The sequence below is a fragment of the Streptomyces sp. NPDC048291 genome (assembly GCF_043201715.1).
Classification (GTDB): domain Bacteria; phylum Actinomycetota; class Actinomycetes; order Streptomycetales; family Streptomycetaceae; genus Streptomyces.
Genome location: NZ_JBICZC010000021.1, coordinates 93,079 through 115,125 on the forward strand (window position 1 = coordinate 93,079; position 22,047 = coordinate 115,125).

The following is a 22,047-nucleotide window of genomic DNA, read 5'->3' on the forward strand; positions in this document are numbered from 1 at the left end:
CGAGAGCGCCAGGAGTGGCCGAGACCGATTGAGAGCGCTCTCAAAGTGGGCCCAATGTGCTCTCCGTGCCTGTGACCGTCAAGAGTTAAAACAAAGAATCTCCTTGTTTCACAGGGGAGTTCACGCAGTGAAGGCGATCCGGTCCGTGGCGGGTCCGGCTGTGGGGGAGCCCTGCATACGAGTTGTGTGACAGTCGTGGACATTGTGTCCACGCTTCCGGTGGCGGACCGGAATTGATGTGAGCATGGCTAGGGCGCACGGCTGAGCGGCTTCGTGGGGCGTATCGAGCGCCTGCACTCCGGAGGCGAGGGCGTGGCATCGACCGGGCCCGAGAGAATGCTGGTGGTCGCCGCACTGCTGATGGCGGGTGCCGAACCGCGCGGGCGGCCCCTGGTGAGCGTGCCCGTCGTGTTCGGACGGTCTGCCCCGCCCGGCGAGGCCGCCCTGGAGCAGGGGGTCACCGGCGTTCTGGAACTGCGTGAACTTCCCGCCGGGCCGGCCGGGTTGTATCCCGATCCGCGGGCGATGGCGGGAGCGGACAGCCCGAACGGGCAGTTCGCCGCCTCCGTGGGCCATGCATGGAACGCGGCCGGGCCCAGGCGTGCGGGCCGCTGCGTGCTGTGGCGCATCGTCGTGTCCGACGAACCCCTGCCTCCCGCACGGATCGAGGGCCCGTCGCTCGGCGCCGCCTTCGCACTGGTCCTGCGCGAACTTGGTGGTGCAGCACCAGGACTCCGTGGCCAAGCAACAGCTGACGACCGCCCATCAACTCGCCGACGTGGCACGAAGCCTGCTCCAGAGCGATACCGGCCTTGCGGAACTGTTCGCGGTCCGGGCATACCGGTACCACCCCGACTCGCTGACCCGTCAGGCGCTCTTCCGGGCGGTCACCGCCAGCCCTCACCTGGCCGGCAGTGCGCAGGCGAGCGGGCCGGTCTCCGCGCTGTCGGACTCGGCGGACGGTCGGGTCGCTCTGGCCGGTACCCGGGACGGTGCGGTGGAGCAATGGCCGGTCGACGGGACCGCGATCGGCAGGGGGCGTCGGCTCGGCCGCCTGCCCGGACCCGTCACCGCGGTAGCGGCCGACTGGGACGGCGGCACCGTCGCCGCCATCGACCACAGCACGATCCGTCTCTGGGCGGCCGGGCAGCCGGCCACGGCTCCGCTCATCCCCCGCGGACAACAGCCCACGGCGGTCGGGGTGTCCCCTCCGGACGCTTCGTCACCGTGGCGACGAAGGCCCCGGCGTTCGGCGTTCCCCCCGTGCTGTGGGTGCTCGACCGGACCACGGGGGCACGACGCACCTCACCCTCAAGGACATGACCGGGGGGCCGACCGCCATCGCCTACCCGAGCGACTACCACGTGGTGGCCTTCGCGGACGACTACGGCATCTGGGAGCGGGTCGCCCTGCCCGGTACGACCCGGACAGGGGGAAGCCACGTGGGCTTCGGCAACCGGAATTCGGGCTCCGCGCTCGCCCCCGACGGCAGCTACTTCACCTACAGCAACGCCACGTCCCCCCTCCCGATCTGGCCGTCCGAAGGCTCGCCCGACATCGACAAGCCGTCTCTGCGGGCGACGACCCAGCCAGGTCACCCCGAGGCGCTGGCCCTCAGTGCCGGAGGTTCGTGGGCCGCCGCGGCCGTCGGCAGCAGCGTCTACGTGTCACGGACCGCTGCCGCGGGCACGACGCCGTCCGATCCCGTCGTCCTGTCCGGGGCGGGGAAGGTCTCTCCCGGCGCGCTCGCCTTCCTCGGCAACAGCGGCAGCAGACTCGTCTCGGCCTCGGGAGACGTGCTGAGCCTGTGGGACCTGGCGCAGTACTCCCGGATCGCGACGCAGGCACGGGCCGACATCCCGGTCTCCTGCTTCGGGTGCCGGGGGCCGAGTGTCTCCGTGTCCGCGAACGGCCGCTCCGCGGCGGTCGTCGACGGCAACGGCGGGACGCTCGACGTCCAGGGGCTCGACCCGCCCGGCGCCGGCCTCCGTACGGTGCAGGAACCGCCGCCGAGCCCGTACGGGGCGACGCCGTGGCAGCACGACGGATCGGGAGTCGTCGTGGTGTCCGAGGACGGCAGCGCCCGGATTCTCGCTCCGGGACAGCGCCACCCTGAAGAAGACCGTGACCCTCAGCGGACCCACCGCGGTGGGCCTCGACGTACTCAGAGATCTGGCGTTCAGCCCGGACGGCACGATCCTGGCCACCGCCGAGGGCACGTCCACGACACTGTGGGACGTCGCCACCCGTACGAAGGCAGCCACCCTCACCGACACCGAGATCGACCCCGTGGGCGTGGTCTCCCTGGCCTTCAGCCCCGACGGCACGATCCTCGCCTGCGGCAACCTGCACGCGACGATCTCGCTGTGGGACACCGTCACGCACTCCGGGATCGCCACTCTGGTCGATCCCGTCGGCTACACCACGACCCCGCGGAAGGGAGTGGACTCCATTGCCTTCAGCCCGGACGGCAGAGCCCTGGCCGGCAGCACGGGAGACGGACTGATCCTGCTGTGGGGCCTCACCACCCGAAAGCTCACCACCCGCTTCGACGGGCAGACCGAAGTCTCGGGAACCGTGGCGTACAGCCCGGACGGCATGATGCTGGCCGCCACCCTCGACCACCGGCTGGGCCTGTGGAGGCTGGGCTGACCTACGCCGGGCAGCCGGCCTCCGGAAGGCGCGGGGCTAGACCGCGCTGCCGGCCTTCCAGTCCGCCCAGGACAGGTTCCAGCCGTTGAGGCCGTTGGAGGCCTCGACGGTCTTCTCGCCGGAGTTCCTGACGATCACCACGTCGCCGAGCATCGAGCTCTCGTAGAACTTGTAGCCCGCCACGGAGGAGTCGTTCGCGCCCTTGGCGTCGTGCAGGCCGACGCAGCCGTGGCTGGTGTTCTGGCTGCCGAAGACCGAGGTGGACGCCCAGTAGTTGCCGTGCACGAAGGTGCCGGAGGTGGTCAGCCGCTGGGCGTGCGGGACGTCGGAGATGTCGTACTCGTCGCCGAGGCCGACCGTGGAGGACTCCATCCGGGTCTGCTTGAACCGCTCGCTGATCACCATGATCCCGGACCAGGTGGTGTGCTGGGCGTTGCCGCCCGAGACGGGGTAGGTGGCCAGGGTGGCGCCGTCCCGCTTCACGACCATCTCCTTGGCCGACAGGTCGACGGTGGAGATCTGCTCGCGGCCGATGTGGAAGGTGACGTCCTTCGACTGCACGCCGTAGACGCCGTCCGAGCCCTCCACGTCCTTCAGGTCGAGGCTCAGGGTGATCTTGGTGCCGGACGCCCAGTACGTCTCCGGGCGGAAGTCGAGCCGGGTGTCGCTGAACCAGTGCCCGACGATCTCGACCTCCGGCTCGGCGGTCACGGTGATCGCCTTCTGCACCGCCGCCCGGTCCGCGACCGCGTGCGTGAAGTTGATCGACACCGGCATGCCGACGCCGGACGTGGAGTCCGCCTCGGGGGTGAAGTAGCCGATGAACGTCTCGCCGGGGGACTTGGTGGTGAAGGTGGCCACCGTCTCGCCGGTCGCGCCCTGCGCCTTCGCCGTCACCGTGTACTTCGTGCCGGAGTACGGGTTCTTCGCCGACGTCCACTTCGTCTTCGCGTCGTCGAAGGTCCCCGCCAGCGTCGACCCGTCGTTGCCCGCGACGGTCACCGAGGCCAGCGTGCCGTCGGCCACCGTGACCTCGACCGGGGCGGTGAAGTCGGCCTTCGTGGTGCCGGAGACGGGTGTGACCGTGATCGTCGCCTTCTTGGTGGCGGACTTCGCGGAGGCCGTGGCACCCTTGCCGCCGGTGGTGGCCGAGGCGTCCGCGGAGGAACTGCATCCGGCCAGCGCCGCCCCCGCGGGCACCGCGCCGAGAACCGCGAGGATCCCGCGCCGGGACCACTTCCCCGGCTGCCGTCCGGACCCGTTCGATATGTGCTGGACGCCCACGACACGCCTTCCTGACTTGTCCACCTGTGTCAGGGCATCCTGCGCCGGTTGTATGGGTGGCTCCTTTGAATCACGGGGGTGCCCGCTGAGATTCCGATGAGGAGCCGGAAGGCCACCCCGCGCGGTCACGGTCAATCCGGCGCGGACCGGGGCGAGTCGGCCGGAACCCGGGTTGCCCCGCCCGCCGATCGTGAACAGAGTATGAACGCCCGGCCGGCGGCCTGAGTTTCCGGTGAGATCACCTGCCCGGCCTGGCTTCCCCACCTACCCGATCGGAATAGTTCGGAACAGTTCGGAACAGAGCAGAAGCAGTAAGCCGACCCGCCGGAGGTATTCCGTGACCGACGTCCGCAAGCGGCACAACGTGGCCATCGTGGGAGCGGGGGCGGCGGGCACCCTCACCGCCGTCCAGCTCTGCGAGACGGCGCACCGCCGCCGGACTCCGCTCGACCTCGTCCTGATCGACCCGGCCCCGGAGGCGGGCCGCGGCACCGCCTACGCCACCCGCGACCCCCGGCACCGGCTCAACGTGCCCGCGGGCAACATGAGCGCCTACCCGGACGACCCCGGGCACTTCGTCCGCTGGCTCTGCCGCCACGGCGAACCCGCCGTCACCGGCGCCGACTTCGCCACCCGCTACCGCTACGGCGCCTACCTCGCCGACACCCTCGGCCAGGCCGTCGTCCGCGCCCACGGCACGGTCGCCGTACGCCGGCTGCGCACCCTCGCGGAGAGCTGTACCGGCACCCCCGACGGCCGGGTGGCACTCCACCTCGCCGACGGGGGACCCCTCGCGGTGGACAGCGCGGTCCTGGCCACCGGACCCGCCGCGGCGAGTGCCGGCTGGGCCCCGCCCGCCCTGCGCACCTCGCCCCGCTTCGTCGCCGCCCCGTGGGCGCCGGAAGCCCTGGACCCCGTCCGGGACAGCCCCGACGACGTCCTCCTGGTGGGCACCGGCCTGACCGCCGTCGACCTCGCCCTCACCCTCGACCGCCCCGGCCGCACCGTGCACGCGCTCTCCCGCAGCGGGCTGCTGCCCCAGCCGCACGCCCTCGGCCCGGCCGGCACCATGCCCGCCCCCGACGGCCTCGACGACACCTCGCTCGGCCGGCTCCGGCGCGCCGTCTACCGCCACGTGAGCCGCTCGGTCCGCACCCACGGCGACTGGCGCCCCGGCCTGGACAGCCTCCGCCCGCACACCGCCCGGCTGTGGCGCAGCCTCACCCCCGAGGAGCGCGAGGAGTTCCTGGCCCGCGAGGGCGCCCTGTGGAACACCCACCGCCACCGCATGGCCCCTGCCACCGCCGAACACGTCTCCCGCGCCCGCACCGCACGGCGCCTGCACGTCCGCACCGGCACCGTCGCCCGCGTCTCGGCCGCCGAAGACGGCACCCTCGCCGTCGAGTTGTCCGACGGGCAGGTGCTGCACGTCGGCTGGGTGATCGACTGCACCGGACCCGGCCGCCGCCCCGACACCCCGCTGTGGCAGGCCCTGTTCGCCGCCGGTCTGGCCGCCCCCGGCCCGCTGGGCATGGGCGTGGCCACCCGCGAAGGACAGCTCGCCGACGCCCAAGGCCGCCTCACCGGAGCCCTGTTCACGCTCGGTGCCCCGCGCCGGGGCGAGTTGTGGGAGACCACGGCGATCCCCGAGATCCGCGTCCAGGCCGCCGAACTGGCCCAGCGGCTGCTGCCGCTCCCGGAGCGCCGGCGCGGCGCGCGAAGGCCGGTCGACGGACAGGGGCTGCCCCTGTCCACGCACGCCGAGGCCGCCGCCGCCTACCGCAGCGGCCTCGACCGGGTGCTCAAGGTGCGCTCGGGCGCCGAGGACGCCTTCGCCCGCGCGGTCGCCCTTGACCCCGGCTTCGCCCTCGGCCACGCGGCCCTCGCCCTGCTGGGCCACGAGTGCGCCGCCGCCGTCGACGTGCCGCGGGCCCTCGCCGACGCCCAGCGCAGCGCCCGCGAACGCGCGGACGACCGCGAGCGGTCCTTCGTGGACGTGATCACCCGCCGGGTGACCGGCGACGACGGCGACGAGGCGCTCGTACGGCACCTGCGCGGGCACCGGGGCGACGCACTGGCGCTCGCGGCGGCCGTGCCGACCATCGCGTTCTCCGGGGTCAGTGACCTCCAGGACGACGACGCGCTCAGGCTGCTCGACCTGACCTCGCCCGCGTACGACGGGCACTGGTTCCACACCTCGCTGCTGGCCTTCCTGCGCCAGGAACAGGGCCGGCTGCACGAGGCGGGCGAGCTGGCCCACCGCGCGCTGGCCGCCGAGCCGGCCTCCGGGCACGCGGTGCACGCCCTGGCGCACGTCCACTACGAGTCCGGGGCGCACGAGGCGGGCCGGGACTGGCTCGACGGCTGGGTGTCCGGACGCGGCCGGGGCGCGGTGCACCGGGCGCACTTCTCCTGGCACATCGCCCTGCACGAACTCGCCCTGGACGACCCGGCCGCCGTCCGCCGGCGGTGGTTCGCGCAGCTCGCGCCGGGCCGGGTGGTGAGCGGGGTGCGGGCCCTGGTCGACTCCGGGTCGCTGCTGTGGCGGGCCCGGGTGAGCGACAGCTGGCCGGGCGACCTCCCGGTCGCGGGGGTGCTGGAGGCAGTGGAACGCGACGTACTGGAGCGCCCGCAGACCGCGTTCACCGCGCTGCACGCGGCCGTCGCCCTCACCGCCGCCGGGGACCTGGCCGCGCTGCGCCGGCTGCGCGACCACGCGGCCGGCGCCGACGAGGTGCAGCGCGAGGTGGTCGCCCCGCTGTGCGAGGCGTTCGCCGCGCTCGTCGAGGAGCGGTTCCACGAGGCGGCCCGGGGCCTCGACGCGCTGCTGCCGGTGCTGCGCCGGGTCGGCGGCAGCGCGGCCCAGCGGGAGGTGGTGGAGGAGACCCTGCTGTACGCCCTGGTGTCGGACGGGCGGTGCGAGGCTGCCCGGCGACTGCTCGACGCCCGCCTCGACCGCACCCGGGCCCCGCGCGACCGGCGGCTGCGTGCGGGGCTGGCCTCCTGAGCGGACGGGACCGGGGGTGGCTGCCACCCCGGCCGCGGGCCGTCCCCGCCGGTCGGCGGGGACGGCCCGGACCCTGCTCGGCGCCGCGTGCCGGCTCAGCGCTCCGCGCCCTGCCTCTCCTGCGGCCGGGCGTCGATCGTCCGGGTGCCCTGGGCGGCGTCGAGGGCCTCGGGGGTGCTCTGCGGCCGGTCGGCGAGCTTGAGCCACACCACGCCGACGATGATGACGCCCAGCCACAGGGCCTGGACCGGGGTGAGCGACTCGTCGAAGAAGACGGGGCTCAGCAGCGCCGCACCGGCCGAGCCGATGCCGGCCCAGACGGCGTAGCCGATCCCGACGTCGATGGTGCGCAGCGAGACGCTCAGCGCCCAGAGCGTCAGCAGGAAGAACACGACGGCGACCAGCGACCACGTCAGGCGGGTGAAGCCGTGGCTGCCGCCGACGGAGAGCGCGTAGCCGACCTCGAACCCTCCGGCGAGGAGAAGTACGAGCCAGGCGTTGGCCGAGGAGCGGCCGGTGTCGGTCATGGGAGTGCGTCCTTTCACAGGGAATGGGGGGTCCGGCGACGGCGGGGGTTCCTCAGGCGGCACCGCTGAGCTGCAGGCCGACGACCCCGGTGATGATCACGGCGATGCCGAGGGCCTTGCGCCAGTCCAGACGCTGGCCGAAGACCGCCGCTCCGAGCAGGGTGATGCCGACGCCGGCGACGGACGTCCAGATGGCGTAGCCGACACCGACGTTGAAGGTCAGCAGGGCCTTGCTGAGGAAGTAGGTCCCGATCGCACCGCTGAGCAGGGTCACCACGGTCCACTTGCGGTTCTTGAAGCCTTCGGCCTTGCCGGCCGCGATGGCCACGGTGATCTCGAAGATGTCCGCGATGGCGAGGTAGAGCCACTGCATGGGCTTTCCTTTCGTTCGATGGGCACGGCGCGACCGAGCGGTGGTCCGCCGGGACGTGCGGTGGTGGCGTGCCGGGACGTGAGGGGGTGGTGCGGCGGCCCGGTGCCGGGAATCCCGCCGCGGGGACAGCGGCCGTTCACAGCCGTCGGCAGCCGTCGGTGGTCGTCAGCAGCCGTCGATGCCGCAGGCGGCACCGCGGGCGACGGCCTGTTCGGCCTGGGTGTCGAGCACCGCCTTGCGGATCTGCGCCGCGGTGGGGACGCCCTCGATGCGGTGGCGCTCGCCGACGACGAGCGTGGGGACGACGGAGACGCGGTACGCCGCCGCGGTCCGCAGCGCCTCCTGGTGGGCCTCGGTGTAGGTGCCGTCCGTCAGGGCCGAGGTGAAAGCGGTTTCGTCCAGGCCCAGTTCGGCGGCGATGGCGGCGAGCACGTCGAGCCGGCCGATGTCCCGGTTCTCCTGGAAGAAGGCCCGCAGCACCCGCGGGGTGTACTCCGCGCCCCTGCCGTGCTCGGCCGCGTACCGGTAACCCTCGAACGCCAGCCGGGTGTAGGGCTGCGGCGAGACGGTGGGCAGGGTGATGTCCACGTTCATCCGGCGGGCCGTCGGATAGACCGAACGCGCCCAGATCGCGGGCAGGTACTCGTCCTCCGGCCGCAGCGTCGGGGTGGGGTGGGGCCGCAGTTCGAACGGCATCCACTCGATCTCGACGTCGAGGTCGTGGGTGGCCTCGTGCAGCGGGCCCTCGGCCAGCATGCAGAACGGGCAGACGAAGTCCGACCAGACCCTGATGCCGACCCCGCTGGTTTCCGTGCCGGTCACGGCCGCCTCCGGTTCAGGGTGAGGAAGTCTTCGAACGGCTGCGTCCCTTCCGGGAGTTGCAGCGAGGTGACCTTGATCTGCCAGGCCGCCGGATCCTCGGCGAAGATCGAGTACGACCCCGAGTAGTCGAAGCCGTACCGGGCGGCCGTCCTGCGGTCGGCCACGTGGACGATGTGGCCGACCCTGAAGTACAGCGAGGCCATGTAGCACAGGGCGCAGGGCTCGCCGGAGGCGATCAGCGTGGCCCCGGCGGTGGCGTGCAGCCCGTGTTTCGCGGCGGCCTCCCGCAGCGCGACCACCTCCGCGTGGGCCGTGGGGTCGTCGTCCTCGTGCACCCGGTTGAAGCCGGTGCCGAGAACCTGGCCGCCGTCGACCACCAGACCCGAGAACGGGATGCCGCCCCGGGCGACGTGTTCGCGGCTGATCCGTACCGCCTCACGGGCGTACTCGGTCAGCTCGCTCTCCGGGATCTCTGAAGGGGACATGATCGCTCCTCGACTCGGACCGTGGACATGCGGAGCCGGAGCGCAACGGGCGGGCGGAGCCCTTGGACGCGTTGGTGCCGGGCATGAGACCCTCGATAGTTGTTTGTACGTGCATATTCTTGGAGTGCACAAGATCCACTGGATGGATTGAGTGGACGACTAAAGCTTGCATGAACATGTATCTTGTTGTCAACGCGCCGCCTGAGAGGGAGCTGCCCATGACGACCACGATCACCTACGCGTCGGCCGCCTCGTCCGACCAGGCCATGTGGGGGAGGGTCCTCGCCCTGCACGCGCACGTGGAGCGTCAGCTGACCCAGGCCCTGCAGCGCCGGCACGGCATAGGCCTCTCCGAGTTCCGGGCCCTGGAGTGTCTCGTCCAGGCCGAGGACGGCGAGCTGCGCATGCAGGAGCTCGCCGACAAGGTCGGGCTCGGGCAGAGCTCGGTGACGCGCCTGGTGGGGCGGCTCTTCGCGGCCGGCTTCGCGCTGCGGGACCTGTGTCCCGACGACAAGCGCGGCGTCTACGCCGTCATCACCGACGACGGCAGGCGGCGCTACGCCGACGCGCGCGGCACCTACTCCGAGGTGCTCAGCGCGGCGCTGAACACCGCCGGCGGCACCGCCGAGCTGGCCGGTACCGTCCAGGCGCTGCGCAGCGCCCTCTGAGCGCCGCCGTCGCACCCGTCCGGCCGCGCCCGCCCGGAACCCGCTGAAACCCCCTGCCGAAAGCCGTCCTCCGGGACGGCTTTCGGCGTTTCGGCTCCCGTCCGCTCCTGGTGGCCCGTGTCCGGGTGAACGCCCGGCTCCGCGCGGAGCCCTCTTCCTTAAGCGCTGCGACACCTTGGCGAAAGCCGTTTCAACGGCCCGAAACACATAGTTCATCAAGCAAACTTGACGCTCTCATATGCCTGATGGCCGGTGATGTGCATCACTGATTGCAGGAACATTTACATGCTTGACTCTGCATGCATCGCCTGTACGGTTAGTCGCGGATCGATCACGGGGGAGTGATGCGGAGCCGGCCGAGCTGATGGCTGCCGGGCTCCGCGGATTCCACGGCGCGGCTCTGGCGCCGTCACCCTCCTTGGCATGCCGCTTTCACATGGACAGGTGCATGAACTGGGGGAAAATATGCCATCACCAGGCCTTTTTGACGTGCTCACCGCCCACGCCCGCCGCCGGCCCGACCAGGTGGCCCTGATCCGGGGCGAGCGGCAGGTGACGTACCGCGAACTGGTCGGCCTCGCCGAGGAACTGGCCGCCGCCCTGGACGGGCTCGGGCTCGACCGGCGGCAGCCGCTGTGCGTGCCCGCGCACAAGACGCCCGAGACGATCGCCCTGCTCATCGGCGCCTTCCGGGCCGGTTACGCGGTCCTGGCACCGTCACCCGAACTGGGCTCGGCCGCCCGTGCGACGCTCGCCGCGCAGGCCCGGTGCTCCCGGACGCTGACCGTCGGCGCCCAGGGGGTGCTCGACACCGCCCCGGTCACGCCGGACGAACAGGCCGCCGGGGACTTCGACTTCGCGGACCCCGCCGCCACGCCCCTGCTGCTCACCACCTCCGGCTCCACCGGCACGCCGAAGATCGTGCCGATCCCCGGCGACGGCTTCGACCGGTTCGCCGACTGGGCGGCCGGCCGGTTCGGCCTCACCGGGCAGGACACGCTGCTCAGTTACGCACCGCTCAACTTCGACCTCTCCCTGCTCGACGTGTGGACCGCGCTGCGGCTGGGCGCCCGCACGGTCCTCGTCGAGCAGGAGTCCAGCGCGGACGCCCGTCACCTCCAGGACCTCACCGACCGGCACGGGGTCACCTTCGTCCAGGGCGTGCCGATGCTGCACCGGCTGCTCGTCCAGGACGGTGCCGTGCATCCCGCCGTCCGCACGGTCGTCTTCACCGGCGACGCGCTGCCCGAGGCACTGCTGCGACAGCTCGGCACGGCCTTTCCCGGCGCCGGCTTCCACAACGTCTTCGGGTGCACCGAGACCAACGACAGCTTCATCCACGACGCAGACCCCGCGGCGGCCGGCGAGCAGACCCCCATCGGCCGGCCGCTGCCCGGGGTGCGGGCCCTGCTCCTTGACGGCGAGGGACGGGTCCTCGACGGTCCCGGCACCGGTGAACTCCTCGTGACCACGCCGTTCCAGACCGCCGGCTACCTGCAACGCTCCCGCAACGAAGGGGTGTTCGTGCCCGCCCCCGACGGCGGGGCCGAGGTCTTCTACCGCACCGGCGACCTCGTCACCCGGGACGCCGAGGGCCTGCACCGGCTGCGGGGGCGCACCGACTTCCAGGTCAAGGTCCGCGGGGTGCGGACCAACGTGCAGGAGGTCGAGAACGTCCTCGCGGCCCACCCCGACGTCGCCGAGGCCGCCGTCGTCGCGATCCCCGACCAGGAGGCCGGCTACCGGCTGCACGCCCAGGTGACCCGGCGGCCCGGCACCTCCCTCACCTCGCTGAGGCTCCGCTCGCACAGCGCCGAGCGCCTGCCCCGCCACGCCATCCCGTCCTCGGTGCACGTGGGCGACGCCCCACTGCCGCGCACGTCCACCGGAAAACCCGACCGCAACCTCATCAAGGCAGCACGACAGAAGGGAAATCCCGCAGGACCTCCCTGGCGGACGAAATTCGCGGCTATGTGGTCGCCGAGTTCCTCGACGGAGAGGACACGGCCGATCTGACCGCCGAGTTCGACCTCATCGACAACGGAGTGGTCGACAGCCTGGGCGTGGTCCGGATCGTCTCGCACCTCTCCCGGACCTATTCGATCCCGATCGACGACATTCCGCTGACCCCGGACAACTTCCGCAGCATCGGCGCCATTTCGGCATTCGTCGAGACCGCGGCGAAGACCGCCGCCTGAGCCGGTCCCCGGATTACCGCGGAAAGCCCGGAACCACCTCCGGAGCGCTTTCGAAAGATCCTCCGGAAGCACCCCTCACACACAAGGAGACAGGAATGATCGTCCGCAGCACCAGCGAGCTCGCCGCCGTCGAGTGGGGCAACGGCACCAGCCACCGCCTGCTCACCGAGGCCGACGGAATGGGCTTCACCGTGTGCGAGACGGTGGTCCGCAAGGGCACCACGAGCGCCCTGCAGTACCGCCGCCACCTGGAGGCCTGCTACTGCACGGGCGGTTCCGGCGAGGTCGTCACCGCGTCCGGCGAGCGCTACAAGATCACCGAGGGCACCATCTACGCCCTCGACGAGAACGACGCGCACTACCTCGTGGCCTCCGACTACGAGGACCTGAGACTCATATCCGTGTTCAGCCCGGCCCTGCGCGGCGACGAGAAGCACACGCTGTCTCCCGACGGCTTCTCCCAGTACTGAGTTCCGCGACCCGGGGCCCGCCCCGCAGGCGGCGGCGCGGGCCCCGGCCCCGACCAGCGACGTACCGGAAGGCAGCACACGCATGACACCCGCACCGTCCGCACCGCGGACCACCGGCACCGGCACCGAACCGGGCACCGGCCCGGACCCGTACACCCTCGTCGCCCCCTGGGCGGACGAACTCAACCACGACGTCGAAGAATGGGACGCCCGGGCGGAGTTCCCCTGGGAGAAGTGGAAGACGATCCGGCGCTCCGGACTGCTCGCCGTACCGTTCGAGACACGGTACGGCGGCCGTGGCGGCACCCTGACCGACACCATGCGCGCCCTCGAAGGGCTCGGGCACACCTGCCGGGACGCCGGCCTCGGCTTCTCCGCCTCCACGCAGATCGTCAGCGTCGGCGTCCCGCTGCAGGCGTTCGGCTCCGAGGAGCTCAAGGACCGCTTCCTGCCCAGGATCGTGGCGGGCGACCTGGTCACCGCGCACGCCATCACCGAGCCGGCCAACGGCTCCGACGCCCTGAACATCGCCACCACCGCGACCAGGGACGGCGACGACTACGTCATCGACGGCGGCAAGACGCTCATCACCAACGCCCCGATCGCCGACCTCTTCCTGCTCTACGTACGCACCGGCAGCCCCGGCCCGTTCGGCCTGAGCGTTCTCCTCGTCGAGCGGGACACCCCCGGCCTCCGGGTCGGCGAGCCGCTCGGCAAGATGGGGCTGCGCACCTCGCCGCTGAGCGAGGTGACCTTCGGGGGGCTGCGGGTGCCCGCCACCCGGCGCATCGGCCAGGAGGGCGCCGGCTTCCTGGTCCTCGACCACGTGATGAAGCGGGAGATCCTCTTCTCCTTCTCCCTCACGCTCGGCGAGATGGAACACCGGCTGGAACGCGTCGTCAGGTACGCCAGGTCCCGCCGCCAGTTCGGGGAGCCGATCGGCGCCTTCCAGGGCGTCGCGCACAAGATCGCGGACATGAAGATCGCGGTGGAGACCGCCCGCAAGTGGCTCACCGACACCGGCGCCAAGGTGGAGTCCGGCCAGGACGCCGCGATCGACGTCGCCGCCACCAAGACCGTGGTCAGCGAGGCCAACAAGCGCACCGCGCTCGACGCCGTCCAGATCTTCGGCGGCCAGGGCTACCTCACCGCCACCGGCATCGAGCGGGACGTGCGCAACGCGGTCGGCGGCACCATCTACTCCGGCACCAGCGAGATCCAGCGCAACCGCATCGCCTCCCTGCTGGGCCTGTGAGCCGGGAGCTGACGAAAGGGCCACCATGAACGCACTCACCCCGGACGACCTGCGCCGGCTCACCGCACCCACCGAGTTCCTCGACTACGAGAGCGAGGCCGTCCAGAGCTTCGTCGACGAGGCGGTCCCCGACCGCGCCGCCGACAAGCGCCGGCTTGCCGTCGAGCTCTACCACGCCGTCCGCGACGACGTCTTCTACGAGGTGTACGGCGCCGACCTGTCCGAACGGGGTTTGCGGGCCAGCCACACCGCGGCCACCCGCAAGGGCTTCTGCCTGCACAAGTCGGCGCTGTACGCGGCGTCCTGCCGGGCCGTGGGCATCCCCGCCCGCGTCCACTACGGCGACGTGCGCAACCACCTCGCCTCCGACCGGCTGCGCGCCCACATAGGCGGGGACGTCTTCTTCCACGGTCTCAACTCGGTCCACCTGGACGGCAGGTGGGTCAAGGCCACCCCGGTCTTCAACAAGATCCTGTGCCGGCTGTACGGGATGAAGCCGCTGGAGTTCGACGGCACCGCCGACAGCCTGCACCACCCCTTCGACGACCAGGGCCGTCAGAGCATGGAGTTCCTGACCGACCACGGCGGCTTCGACGACGTTCCCTACGACTTCGTGATGGCGAACATGCGGCGCAAGCACCCCGGCTTCCTGAACGCCGACGGCACCGGCACGGTCCGCGGCGGCTCGCTGGCCGCCGAGGCGTCCGCCTGATGCGACCCGACGGCGGCCCCTGCTGCACCGAGGGCGACCCCGACGACTTCCCCGACGACGAGGAGGAGACACGGAGATGAGCACCATCCGAGCCCAGAAGGACGGCTGGGAGGCGCGGGCCCGCATCGGTGTGGTCGTGCCGCACGCGGACGTCGGCCCGGAGTCGGAGTTCCGGGCGATCGCGCCCGAGGACGTGTTCGTGCACGGCTCGCGCGTCCACTTCGGCGCGATGCGGGCCGGCGGCGAGATGGACCCGAAGATCCCGCACGACCCGGTGCGGGCCTTCGTGGAGCCGCCGCACATCGACGACGCGGTGGAACTGCTGGCCGCCGCCCCGCTCGACGTGATCGCGCTGGGCTTCACCAGCTCCGCCTACGTTCTCGGCGCGGCCGGCGAGAAGGACCTGTTCGCCCGGCTCGCCCGGGTCACCCGCGGACTGCCGCTCACCGGCACCACCACGGCGGCCGTGGCCGGCTTCACCGCGCTCGGCACCGGCCGGATCGCCCTCGTCAACCCGCCGTGGTTCGACGACCGGCTCTCCGGTCTCGGCGCCGACTACTTCACCGAACAGGGCTTCGACGTCGTCCACCACGGCCCGTGCGGACTGCCCAGCAACCAGAAGCTGATCACCCCCGGGGCGCTCTCCGAGTGGATCCGCACCACGGTCGCCGGGCACCAGCCCGACGCCGTCCTGGTGGCCGGCAACGGCATCCGCGCGGTGGGCGTCGTCGACGCCCTGGAACAGGAGCTGGGGTTCGCGGTCCTGACCGCCAACCAGGTCCTGTTCTGGCATGCCCTGCACCTGGCCGGAGCGGCCGGGGAGGCTCACGGGATCACCGGGTACGGCCGGCTGTTCGCAGCCGAGCCGCCGGCCGGCACGGTGTGAGCCTGCCGGCGGCCGACGGGCACGCGGCCCTGTTCGTCACCGACGAGGGGGACGCCCGCCGGATCCCCCTCGTCCGCCGGCGCGACGACGGCACCTCCGTGCACGGCATGGTCCGCTACCGGGACGCCCGAACCGGTACCCAGGTGACCGCGCCGCGCACCCGTCTGTGATCATTCTGACGTCGTGGAGCGGGAACCTCCGAGCCCGGAATTCCCTCTCACGAGTCGAGCCACGAGTCGAGCCACGACTCGAATCACGACTCGAAACAGAGCGTTCACAGCGTGTGCATGGTCCTGGACGGACGGCCGTGACCACCATCTGTCCAGGACCACGCGCAGTCGTCACACCGGGGGACCCGTATGCCCAGTCGCCGCCGCTTCCTCACCGGGGCCGCCGCCGCGCCCGCCGCGCTCGCGGCGGTCGCGGGGTGCGAGGACGGGGACGCGGCGCGGCCGGCCGCCGAGCGGCCCCGGCCCACCGTCAAGCCCGCCGTGGCGGCACCGGCCGCGCAGCATCCCTCGGACCGGCTCAACTTCGTCGTGATCCTCGCCGACGACCTCGGCTACGGCGAACTCGGCTCCTACGGCCAGCAGTTGATGCACACCCCGCGCCTGGACACCCTCGCCGCCGAGGGCCTGCGCTTCACCCAGGCCTACGCGCCCGCCCCGGTCTGCGCGCCCTCGCGCTGCTCGCTGCTCACCGGCCTGCACGGCGGGCACTCGACCGTGCGCACCAACCCCTGGGGACCCGGCGGCCAGGGCGCCCTCACCGAGAAGGACTTCACGTTCGCGGAGGCGCTCAGGGCGCTCGGCTACCGCACCGGCCTGATCGGCAAGTGGGGCTTCGGACCCAACGCCCCGGACCAGCCGAGCCACCCCAACGCCCGTGGTTTCGAGGAGTTCTACGGCTACCTCACCCACCACCACGCCCACGACTACTTCCCCGACTACCTGTGGCACAACGGCACCCGCGAGGAGATCCCGGCCAACAGGGGCGGCGCCCAGCAGGTCTACGCCCCCGACCTCATCTCCGAGCGGGCCCTCGGCTTCCTGCACACCCACCAGGGCGAGCCGTTCCTGCTGTACCTCGCCCCGACCGTGCCGCACGCCCCCAGCAAGGACCCGCACGTCGGGGCGTACGCCGACCGCCCCTGGACCGGGCCCAACAAGCGGCACGCGGCCCAGGTCACCACCTTCGACACCCTGGTCGGCGACGTCACCGACAAGCTCACCGCGCTCGGCCTCGCCGAGAACACCGTCGTCCTGGTCACCAGCGACAACGGGCCGCACGAGGAGGCGGGCACCGACCCCGACCTCTTCGACGGCAACGGCCCGCTGCGCGGCTACAAGCGGAACCTGTACGAGGGCGGCATCCGCGTCCCGTTCATCGCCTGGTCGCCGCGGCACGTCAAGGCCGGCACCACCGACCGGCCCACCCCGCTCACCGACCTGCTGCCCACCCTCGCCGAGCTCGCGGGCGCGCCCGCCCCCGCGGACGTGGACGGCCTCTCCGTCGCCCCGCTGCTGCGCGGCTCCACCGACGCCCCCCGCCACGACAGCCTCTACTTCTACCGCAACCACAACGGCGTCACCGCCCGCCAGAACGCGGCGGACCACGGCCGCGGCGACCGGCTCGCCGAAGCCCTGCGGCACGGCGACCTCAAGGCGGTCCGGTTCGCGCCCGGCCAGAGCCGCCGCGCCCCGGACGACCAGTGGGACGTGGAGCTCTACGACCTCGCCCGGGACCCCGGCGAGGAGCACGACCTGGCCGCCGCCCGGCCGGCCCGGGCGGACGCGCTGGTGAAGCTGATGCACGCGTCCTGGGCGCCGGTGTACCCGCGCAGGCCCTTCGGTGTGACCCTCGAAGCCGGCGGCCGGGGCACGGAGTTCACGGTCACCGCCACACTCGCCAACGGCTCGGCGCGCCCCTGGAACGCCGCCCGGCTCGCCCTCGACATCCCGAGCGGCTGGACCGCCCACGCCCGGGACACGGCCACCGCACCCCGCCTGGACCCCGGCGAACGCCTCACGGTCCGCTGGCGCCTCACCCGCCCCCAGGTCTCCACCGCCACGACCCTCACCTGCCGGGGCACGGCCCACCACGGGGACGACGAGGTGACCTACACGGCCACGGCGCCGCTCAGCTGACCAGCCCCGCCCGCGCACCGCGCAGCCGCGCCGGCACCGCCCACCACTGGTCCGGGCGGTCCACGACCGGGGCGTCCGGGCCGGTGTCCAGGTACCGGGCGAGGCGCAGCAGGTAGGCCGCGACACCGGCCGCGCCCTGCATCCAGGACGTGCCGGGCGGCAGCAACGGGGTCTCGATGCGGTACTCCACGAAGCGCCAGCGGGCCCCGTCCCCGTCCCTGATCGCCCGTTCGACCAGCGCGTCGCCCATCCGGAGCGCGGCGTCCGCCAGCCGGTCCACCCCGGGGGTCCCCGCGAGGTCCTGCGCCGCGTCCAGCAGGACGTCCCCGACGCCCGCCGTCCCGCAGCAGCGGCCGTCGTTGTCCCAGAACCCGGGGCGCAGCCGCTCCGGGACTCCCGAGGTGAGGACCGAGGTCAGGCAGCGCTGCCGCAGCTCCCCGACGCCGTGCCCGGCCACCTCGGTGACGCCCGCGTGCGCCAGCGCCGTGAACAGGTGCGAGGTGCCTGCCGGTCCGTGGCACCAGGTGTACGTCACCGGTTCCACCTCCCGCGTCGACGGCGGGATGGTGTGCGGGACGACGAAGCCGCCGTCCGCGAGCGAGCCCATGGACAGCACATGGCGGGCCGCGTCCGCGGCGGCGGTGACGAAGTCCTCGCGGCGCAGGGCCACGCCCGCCACCGCCAGCGCGGCGCCCACCCCGGCGGCGCCGTGCGAGTAGTTCGGGGACCGCGACTGCGAGGTCGGTGAGATCCCCCAGTCAAGGCCCGCCCCCGTGCGGTCCGCCATCCGCAGCAGGGCCTCGCCGCCGGTCGTCGCGATCCGTTCCGCGTGCTCGCCGCCCGCCCAGACCGCCGTCATCACCACGCCCGCGACACCCATGATGACGTCGGTCAGGGGCGCGTCGGAGTCCGGCACGAACGAGGTCGTGGTCCGCCAGCCCTCGGGCGTCGCCAGCTCCGCGAGCCGGCGCAGCACCACCGCCTCGCTGCCCGGCGCGAGGAGCCGCAGCGCCGTGGCGTGGCCCGCAAGACCGACGTAGAGCGAGGGTTCGGCCACGAGGGGTGCCCGCGCCGACAGGCGGCTCACGATCCCGGCCGCCAGGGCCTGTTCCGGTCCGCTGAGGCTCCGGTACCGGGCGATCTCCGCCAGCACCGGGGCCAGGCCCGCGATCCCCGAGTACAGCGAGTCCCGGTCCTCGTCGGGCGGGAGCTCCCCGGGGCCCTCCTCCGGCACCGACTCCGGCAGCCAGGGACCGTCGTCCTCCCGCACCTGCCGCAGCACCCACGTCCAGGCGGCCTCGCCCAGTTCCCGGTACACCTCGCTCGCCGTCACCCGGACACGTTACAGGGGCCGGGCCGCCGTAGGGTCCGGCTGCCAGCCCAGCGCCCGGGAGATCCCGCGGGCCGCCAGCCGTACCGCCGGGACCAGTACCGGCACCTGGGCGTCGGCCTCCGGTACCACCACGGAGACGGCCGCGACCACCTGTCCGGCCGCCCCGCGCACCGGCGCCGCCACCGACAGCGCGTCGTCGGTCACCTGACGGCTGCTCACCGCGGCACCGGTCCGCCGGACCTCGGCCAGGGAGCGGCGCAACCGGGCCGGATCGGTGACGGTGTACGGCGTGAAGGACGCCAGCCGGCCCGCGCAGTACTCCTGCTGGAAGTGGGGCGTCTCGTGCGCGAGCAGCGCGAGCCCCACCCCGGTCGCGTGCAGGGGCCAGCGGGCGCCCACCCGGATGTGCACGCCCACCGCCGAACGCCCGGACAGCCACTCGATGTAGACGACGTCCGACCCGTCCCGCACCGCCAGCTGCACGTTCTCGTGCGTCGCCTCGTACAGGTCCTCCAGGCAGGGCAGCGCGATCTGCCGCAGCGCCAGACCGCGCGGGGCCAGCGCGGCCAGCTCCCAGAGCCGCAGTCCCACGTGGTAGAACCCGTCCGCGTCCCGTTCCAGCGCGCCCCAGGCGGTCAGCGCGCCGACCAGGCGGTGCGCGGTGGTGAGGGTGAGCCCGGCCCGGCGGCCGATGTCCGTCAGGCTCAGCGCCGGATGCCCGTGGTCGAACGCGGCCAGGACCGCGAGCAGCCGGTCGGGCGCGGAGCGGGCGGCGGTGGTCATGGCCGGTCGGCGACGCGCAGCAGCAGGGCGTGGAGTGTCGCCCGCTCGGCGGGGTCGAGCGGGTCGAGGAGCTCGTTGGTCACGCGGCGGCCCGCCTCGTCGGTGTCCCGCAGGAACGCCCGGCCGGCCTCGGTCAGGACGACGATCCGGCTGCGGCGGTCGTCGGGGGCGGGGCGCCGCTCGGCGAAGCCCAGCTTCTCCAGGTCGTCGACCAGGCCGACGATCGCGCTCGGGTCGTAGCCGAGCCGGGTGCTCAGCTCCCGCTGGAGCGAGCCCGCCGAACCGGCGAGGAAGCGCAGCACCGCGTAGTGGCGCAGCCGCAGCCCCGACTCCTGGAGGAAGGTGTTGAAGACCTGCCCCGAGCGCAGCCCCAGGCGGTACAGCAGGTAGCCGGTGTCCGCGTGCAGCCCGCGCATCCACGGCTCGTCCGCGTCGATCGAGGTCGGGTTCTCGGTGTGCTGGCGGGTGATGGCGGTCTCCCTGGTCCGGGCCCCGGCGGCGGGGCGGTCTGTGCGACAGATTCCAGCATGAGGCACCCGTGGGTCGACAACAACTATTGACGACAACAATTATTGCTCTTAGCTTCGATCTCGAAAGCCGCAGGTGGCCCCACGGGCCGCCGCCGTCGTCTGTGAAGGGACCGACCGTGCCCACCATCGATCTCACCGGCAAGGCCGCCGTCGTCACCGGCAGTGGCCGGGGCCTCGGCCTCGCCTACGCCCACGCCCTCGCCGCCCACGGCGCCTCGGTGGTCGTCAACGACGTGGACGAGACCGTCGCCGAGCAGGCCGTGAAGTCCATCGCGGAGGCCGGCGGCACCGCCGTCGCCGAGGTGGTCCCGGTCGGCACCGCCGAGGCCGCGGACCGGCTCGTGAACCGGGCCGTCGAGGAGTTCGGCCGCCTCGACATCCTGGTCACCAACGCGGGCATCCTGCGCGACAAGGTGCTCTGGAAGATGACCGACGACGACTTCGACGCCGTGCTCACCACCCACCTCAAGGGCACCTTCACCTGCGCCCGCGCCGCCGCCGTCCGGATGCGCGAACAGGGCGGGGGCGGCACCCTGATCCTGGTCGGCTCCCCGGCCGGCCAGCGCGGCAACTTCGGCCAGACCAACTACTCCGCCGCCAAGGCCGGCATCGCCGCCATGGCCCGCACCTGGTCGATGGAGCTGGGCCGGGCCGGCATCACCGTCAACGCGATCGTCCCGGTGGCCGCCACCGCCATGACCGAGACCATCCCCGCCTTCGCGCCGTACATCGAGGCCATGCGCAACGGCGAGCCGCTCCCCGGCTTCCTGCGCAAGGGCGAGGGCTTCGGCACCCCCGAGGACTGCGCGGCCCTCGTCCCCTTCCTCGCCTCCGAGGCCGCCCGCGGCATCACCGGCCAGGCCATCGGCATCGGCGGCGACAAGGTGGCACTCTGGTCGCATCCGCAGGAGATCAGGGCGGCCTACGCCGACGGCGGCTGGACCCCGGAAACCCTGGCCGACGCCTTCCCCACCTCGGTCGGCGCCGAACTCCAGACGGTCGGCATCCCGGCGCCGAAGCTCCCGGAGGCGTGATGGACATCGAGACACTGACCGCGATCGACGTCCACACGCACGCCGAGGTCTCCTCCCGCGGGCACTCCTCCCTCGACGACGACCTGCACGACGCCTCCGCCGCCTACTTCAAGATCGAGGGGAAGCGGAAGCCGACGATCGAGGAGACGGCCGCCTACTACCGGGAGCGGAACATGGCCGCCGTGATCTTCACGGTGGACGCCGAGTCCGCGACCGGCACCGCGCCCGTCCCCAACGAGGAGGTCGCCGAGGCCGCCGCCGCCAACGCCGACGTCCTGATCCCCTTCGCCTCCATCGACCCCTTCCGGGGCAAGGCCGGCATCCGGCAGGCCCGCCGCCTGGTCGAGGAGTACGGGGTGAAGGGCTTCAAGTTCCACCCCAGCATCCAGGGCTTCTTCCCGAACGACCGCGCGGTGGCCTACGGCCTCTACGAGGTGATCGAGGAGACCGGCGCCATCGCCCTCTTCCACACCGGCCAGACCGGCATCGGCGCCGGCGTCCCGGGCGGCGGCGGCATCCGCCTCAAGTACTCGAACCCCCTGCACGTGGACGACGTGGCCGCCGACTTCCCGCACCTGAAGATCATCCTCGCGCACCCGTCCTTCCCCTGGCAGGACGAGGCCCTCGCGGTCGCCACCCACAAGCCGGGCGTGCACATCGACCTGTCCGGCTGGTCGCCCAAGTACTTCCCGCCGCAGCTGGTGCAGTACGCCAACACGCTGCTCAAGGACAAGGTCCTGTTCGGCTCCGACTTCCCCGTCCTCACCCCCGACCGGTGGCTCGCGGACTTCGAGAAGCTGCCGATCAAGGACGAGGTCCGGCCGAGGATCCTCAAGGAGAACGCCGCCCGCCTGCTCGGGCTGACCACGCCGTAAGGGGCC

22 protein-coding genes are annotated in these 22,047 nt (G+C 72.6%); 13 read left to right on the top strand and 9 right to left on the bottom strand.

Going from position 1 to position 22,047, the window contains the following annotated elements; all coding sequences use genetic code 11:
* Window positions 1-1,660: 1,660 nt before the first annotated feature.
* Window positions 1,661-1,939, bottom strand: a complete 279-nt coding sequence (locus tag ACGF5O_RS44170; protein ID WP_393815598.1) for a hypothetical protein — start codon at window positions 1,937-1,939, stop codon at window positions 1,661-1,663.
* 185 nt (window positions 1,940-2,124) lie between these two features.
* Between ACGF5O_RS44170 and ACGF5O_RS44175 the strand changes: the two genes are divergently transcribed.
* Window positions 2,125-2,652, top strand: a complete 528-nt coding sequence (locus ACGF5O_RS44175; protein ID WP_393815599.1) for a WD40 repeat domain-containing protein — start codon at window positions 2,125-2,127, stop codon at window positions 2,650-2,652.
* Window positions 2,653-2,688: 36 nt separating this feature from the next.
* On the opposite strand, the gene ACGF5O_RS44180 is transcribed toward ACGF5O_RS44175, so the two are convergent.
* Window positions 2,689-3,936 (bottom strand): Ig-like domain-containing protein, encoded by a 1,248-nt coding sequence (locus ACGF5O_RS44180; protein ID WP_393815600.1) that lies wholly within the window; start codon window positions 3,934-3,936, stop codon window positions 2,689-2,691.
* 337 nt (window positions 3,937-4,273) lie between these two features.
* Between ACGF5O_RS44180 and ACGF5O_RS44185 the strand changes: the two genes are divergently transcribed.
* Complete coding sequence (locus ACGF5O_RS44185) at window positions 4,274-6,943, top strand: FAD/NAD(P)-binding protein (protein ID WP_393815601.1); 2,670 nt, start codon at window positions 4,274-4,276, stop codon at window positions 6,941-6,943.
* Between the two features lie 95 nt (window positions 6,944-7,038).
* On the opposite strand, the gene ACGF5O_RS44190 is transcribed toward ACGF5O_RS44185, so the two are convergent.
* The 4 genes from ACGF5O_RS44190 to ACGF5O_RS44205 form a co-directional block, all read right to left on the bottom strand.
* Window positions 7,039-7,470, bottom strand: a complete 432-nt coding sequence (locus ACGF5O_RS44190) for a DMT family transporter (protein ID WP_393815602.1) — start codon at window positions 7,468-7,470, stop codon at window positions 7,039-7,041.
* 52 nt (window positions 7,471-7,522) lie between these two features.
* Complete coding sequence (locus ACGF5O_RS44195; protein WP_351716761.1) at window positions 7,523-7,843, bottom strand: SMR family transporter; 321 nt, start codon at window positions 7,841-7,843, stop codon at window positions 7,523-7,525.
* Window positions 7,844-8,008: 165 nt separating this feature from the next.
* Window positions 8,009-8,665, bottom strand: coding sequence for a DsbA family protein (locus tag ACGF5O_RS44200; RefSeq protein WP_393815603.1), 657 nt, complete (start codon window positions 8,663-8,665; stop codon window positions 8,009-8,011).
* Window positions 8,662-9,150 (bottom strand): nucleoside deaminase, encoded by a 489-nt coding sequence (locus ACGF5O_RS44205; protein ID WP_393815604.1) that lies wholly within the window; start codon window positions 9,148-9,150, stop codon window positions 8,662-8,664. Before ACGF5O_RS44205 ends, ACGF5O_RS44200 begins: the two co-directional genes overlap by 4 nt.
* A 218-nt stretch (window positions 9,151-9,368) precedes the next feature.
* On the opposite strand from ACGF5O_RS44205, the gene ACGF5O_RS44210 reads away from it, so the two are divergent.
* The 9 genes from ACGF5O_RS44210 (at window position 9,369) to ACGF5O_RS44250 (ending at window position 17,486) form a co-directional block, all read left to right on the top strand.
* Complete coding sequence (locus ACGF5O_RS44210; protein WP_393815605.1) at window positions 9,369-9,818, top strand: MarR family winged helix-turn-helix transcriptional regulator; 450 nt, start codon at window positions 9,369-9,371, stop codon at window positions 9,816-9,818.
* Between the two features lie 489 nt (window positions 9,819-10,307).
* A complete protein-coding gene (locus ACGF5O_RS44215) occupies window positions 10,308-11,834 on the top strand; it encodes an AMP-binding protein (RefSeq protein WP_393815606.1) in 1,527 nt (508 codons plus the stop codon).
* The gene (locus ACGF5O_RS44220) at window positions 11,792-12,016 is read left to right on the top strand and encodes an acyl carrier protein (protein ID WP_393815607.1); all 225 of its coding nucleotides are present in this window, start codon (window positions 11,792-11,794) and stop codon (window positions 12,014-12,016) included. Before ACGF5O_RS44215 ends, ACGF5O_RS44220 begins: the two co-directional genes overlap by 43 nt.
* A 95-nt stretch (window positions 12,017-12,111) precedes the next feature.
* The gene (locus ACGF5O_RS44225; protein WP_393815608.1) at window positions 12,112-12,486 is read left to right on the top strand and encodes an ectoine synthase; all 375 of its coding nucleotides are present in this window, start codon (window positions 12,112-12,114) and stop codon (window positions 12,484-12,486) included.
* Window positions 12,487-12,568: 82 nt separating this feature from the next.
* Window positions 12,569-13,741 carry an acyl-CoA dehydrogenase family protein gene (locus ACGF5O_RS44230; protein ID WP_393815609.1) on the top strand — a complete coding sequence of 391 codons (1,173 nt, stop codon included), beginning with the start codon at window positions 12,569-12,571 and terminating at the stop codon, window positions 13,739-13,741.
* A gap of 25 nt (window positions 13,742-13,766) precedes the next feature.
* The gene (locus ACGF5O_RS44235) at window positions 13,767-14,453 is read left to right on the top strand and encodes a transglutaminase family protein (RefSeq protein ID WP_393815610.1); all 687 of its coding nucleotides are present in this window, start codon (window positions 13,767-13,769) and stop codon (window positions 14,451-14,453) included.
* Window positions 14,454-14,529: 76 nt separating this feature from the next.
* Window positions 14,530-15,339 (top strand): maleate cis-trans isomerase, encoded by an 810-nt coding sequence (locus ACGF5O_RS44240; RefSeq protein WP_393815611.1) that lies wholly within the window; start codon window positions 14,530-14,532, stop codon window positions 15,337-15,339.
* Window positions 15,336-15,509, top strand: a complete 174-nt coding sequence (locus tag ACGF5O_RS44245) for a DUF6253 family protein (protein ID WP_393815612.1) — start codon at window positions 15,336-15,338, stop codon at window positions 15,507-15,509. Before ACGF5O_RS44240 ends, ACGF5O_RS44245 begins: the two co-directional genes overlap by 4 nt.
* Window positions 15,510-15,698: 189 nt before the next feature.
* Window positions 15,699-17,486 (top strand): sulfatase-like hydrolase/transferase, encoded by a 1,788-nt coding sequence (locus ACGF5O_RS44250; protein WP_393815613.1) that lies wholly within the window; start codon window positions 15,699-15,701, stop codon window positions 17,484-17,486.
* Here the strand turns inward: ACGF5O_RS44250 and ACGF5O_RS44255 are convergent.
* The 3 genes from ACGF5O_RS44255 to ACGF5O_RS44265 are packed head-to-tail and all read right to left on the bottom strand — an operon-like array spanning window position 17,479 to window position 20,018.
* Window positions 17,479-18,819 (bottom strand): lanthionine synthetase LanC family protein, encoded by a 1,341-nt coding sequence (locus tag ACGF5O_RS44255; RefSeq protein WP_393815614.1) that lies wholly within the window; start codon window positions 18,817-18,819, stop codon window positions 17,479-17,481. The two genes, ACGF5O_RS44250 and ACGF5O_RS44255, sit on opposite strands and share 8 nt — an antisense overlap.
* A gap of 9 nt (window positions 18,820-18,828) precedes the next feature.
* Window positions 18,829-19,602, bottom strand: coding sequence for an IclR family transcriptional regulator (locus ACGF5O_RS44260; RefSeq protein WP_393815615.1), 774 nt, complete (start codon window positions 19,600-19,602; stop codon window positions 18,829-18,831).
* A complete protein-coding gene (locus tag ACGF5O_RS44265) occupies window positions 19,599-20,018 on the bottom strand; it encodes a MarR family winged helix-turn-helix transcriptional regulator (protein WP_393815677.1) in 420 nt (139 codons plus the stop codon). The genes ACGF5O_RS44260 and ACGF5O_RS44265 overlap by 4 nt, the downstream gene beginning before the upstream one ends.
* A 230-nt stretch (window positions 20,019-20,248) precedes the next feature.
* Between ACGF5O_RS44265 and ACGF5O_RS44270 the strand changes: the two genes are divergently transcribed.
* Window positions 20,249-21,166: an SDR family NAD(P)-dependent oxidoreductase gene (locus ACGF5O_RS44270; RefSeq protein ID WP_393815616.1), complete on the top strand. Its 918-nt coding sequence runs from the start codon at window positions 20,249-20,251 to the stop codon at window positions 21,164-21,166.
* Window positions 21,166-22,041, top strand: a complete 876-nt coding sequence (locus tag ACGF5O_RS44275) for an amidohydrolase family protein (protein WP_393815617.1) — start codon at window positions 21,166-21,168, stop codon at window positions 22,039-22,041. Before ACGF5O_RS44270 ends, ACGF5O_RS44275 begins: the two co-directional genes overlap by 1 nt.
* Window positions 22,042-22,047 lie beyond the last annotated feature (6 nt).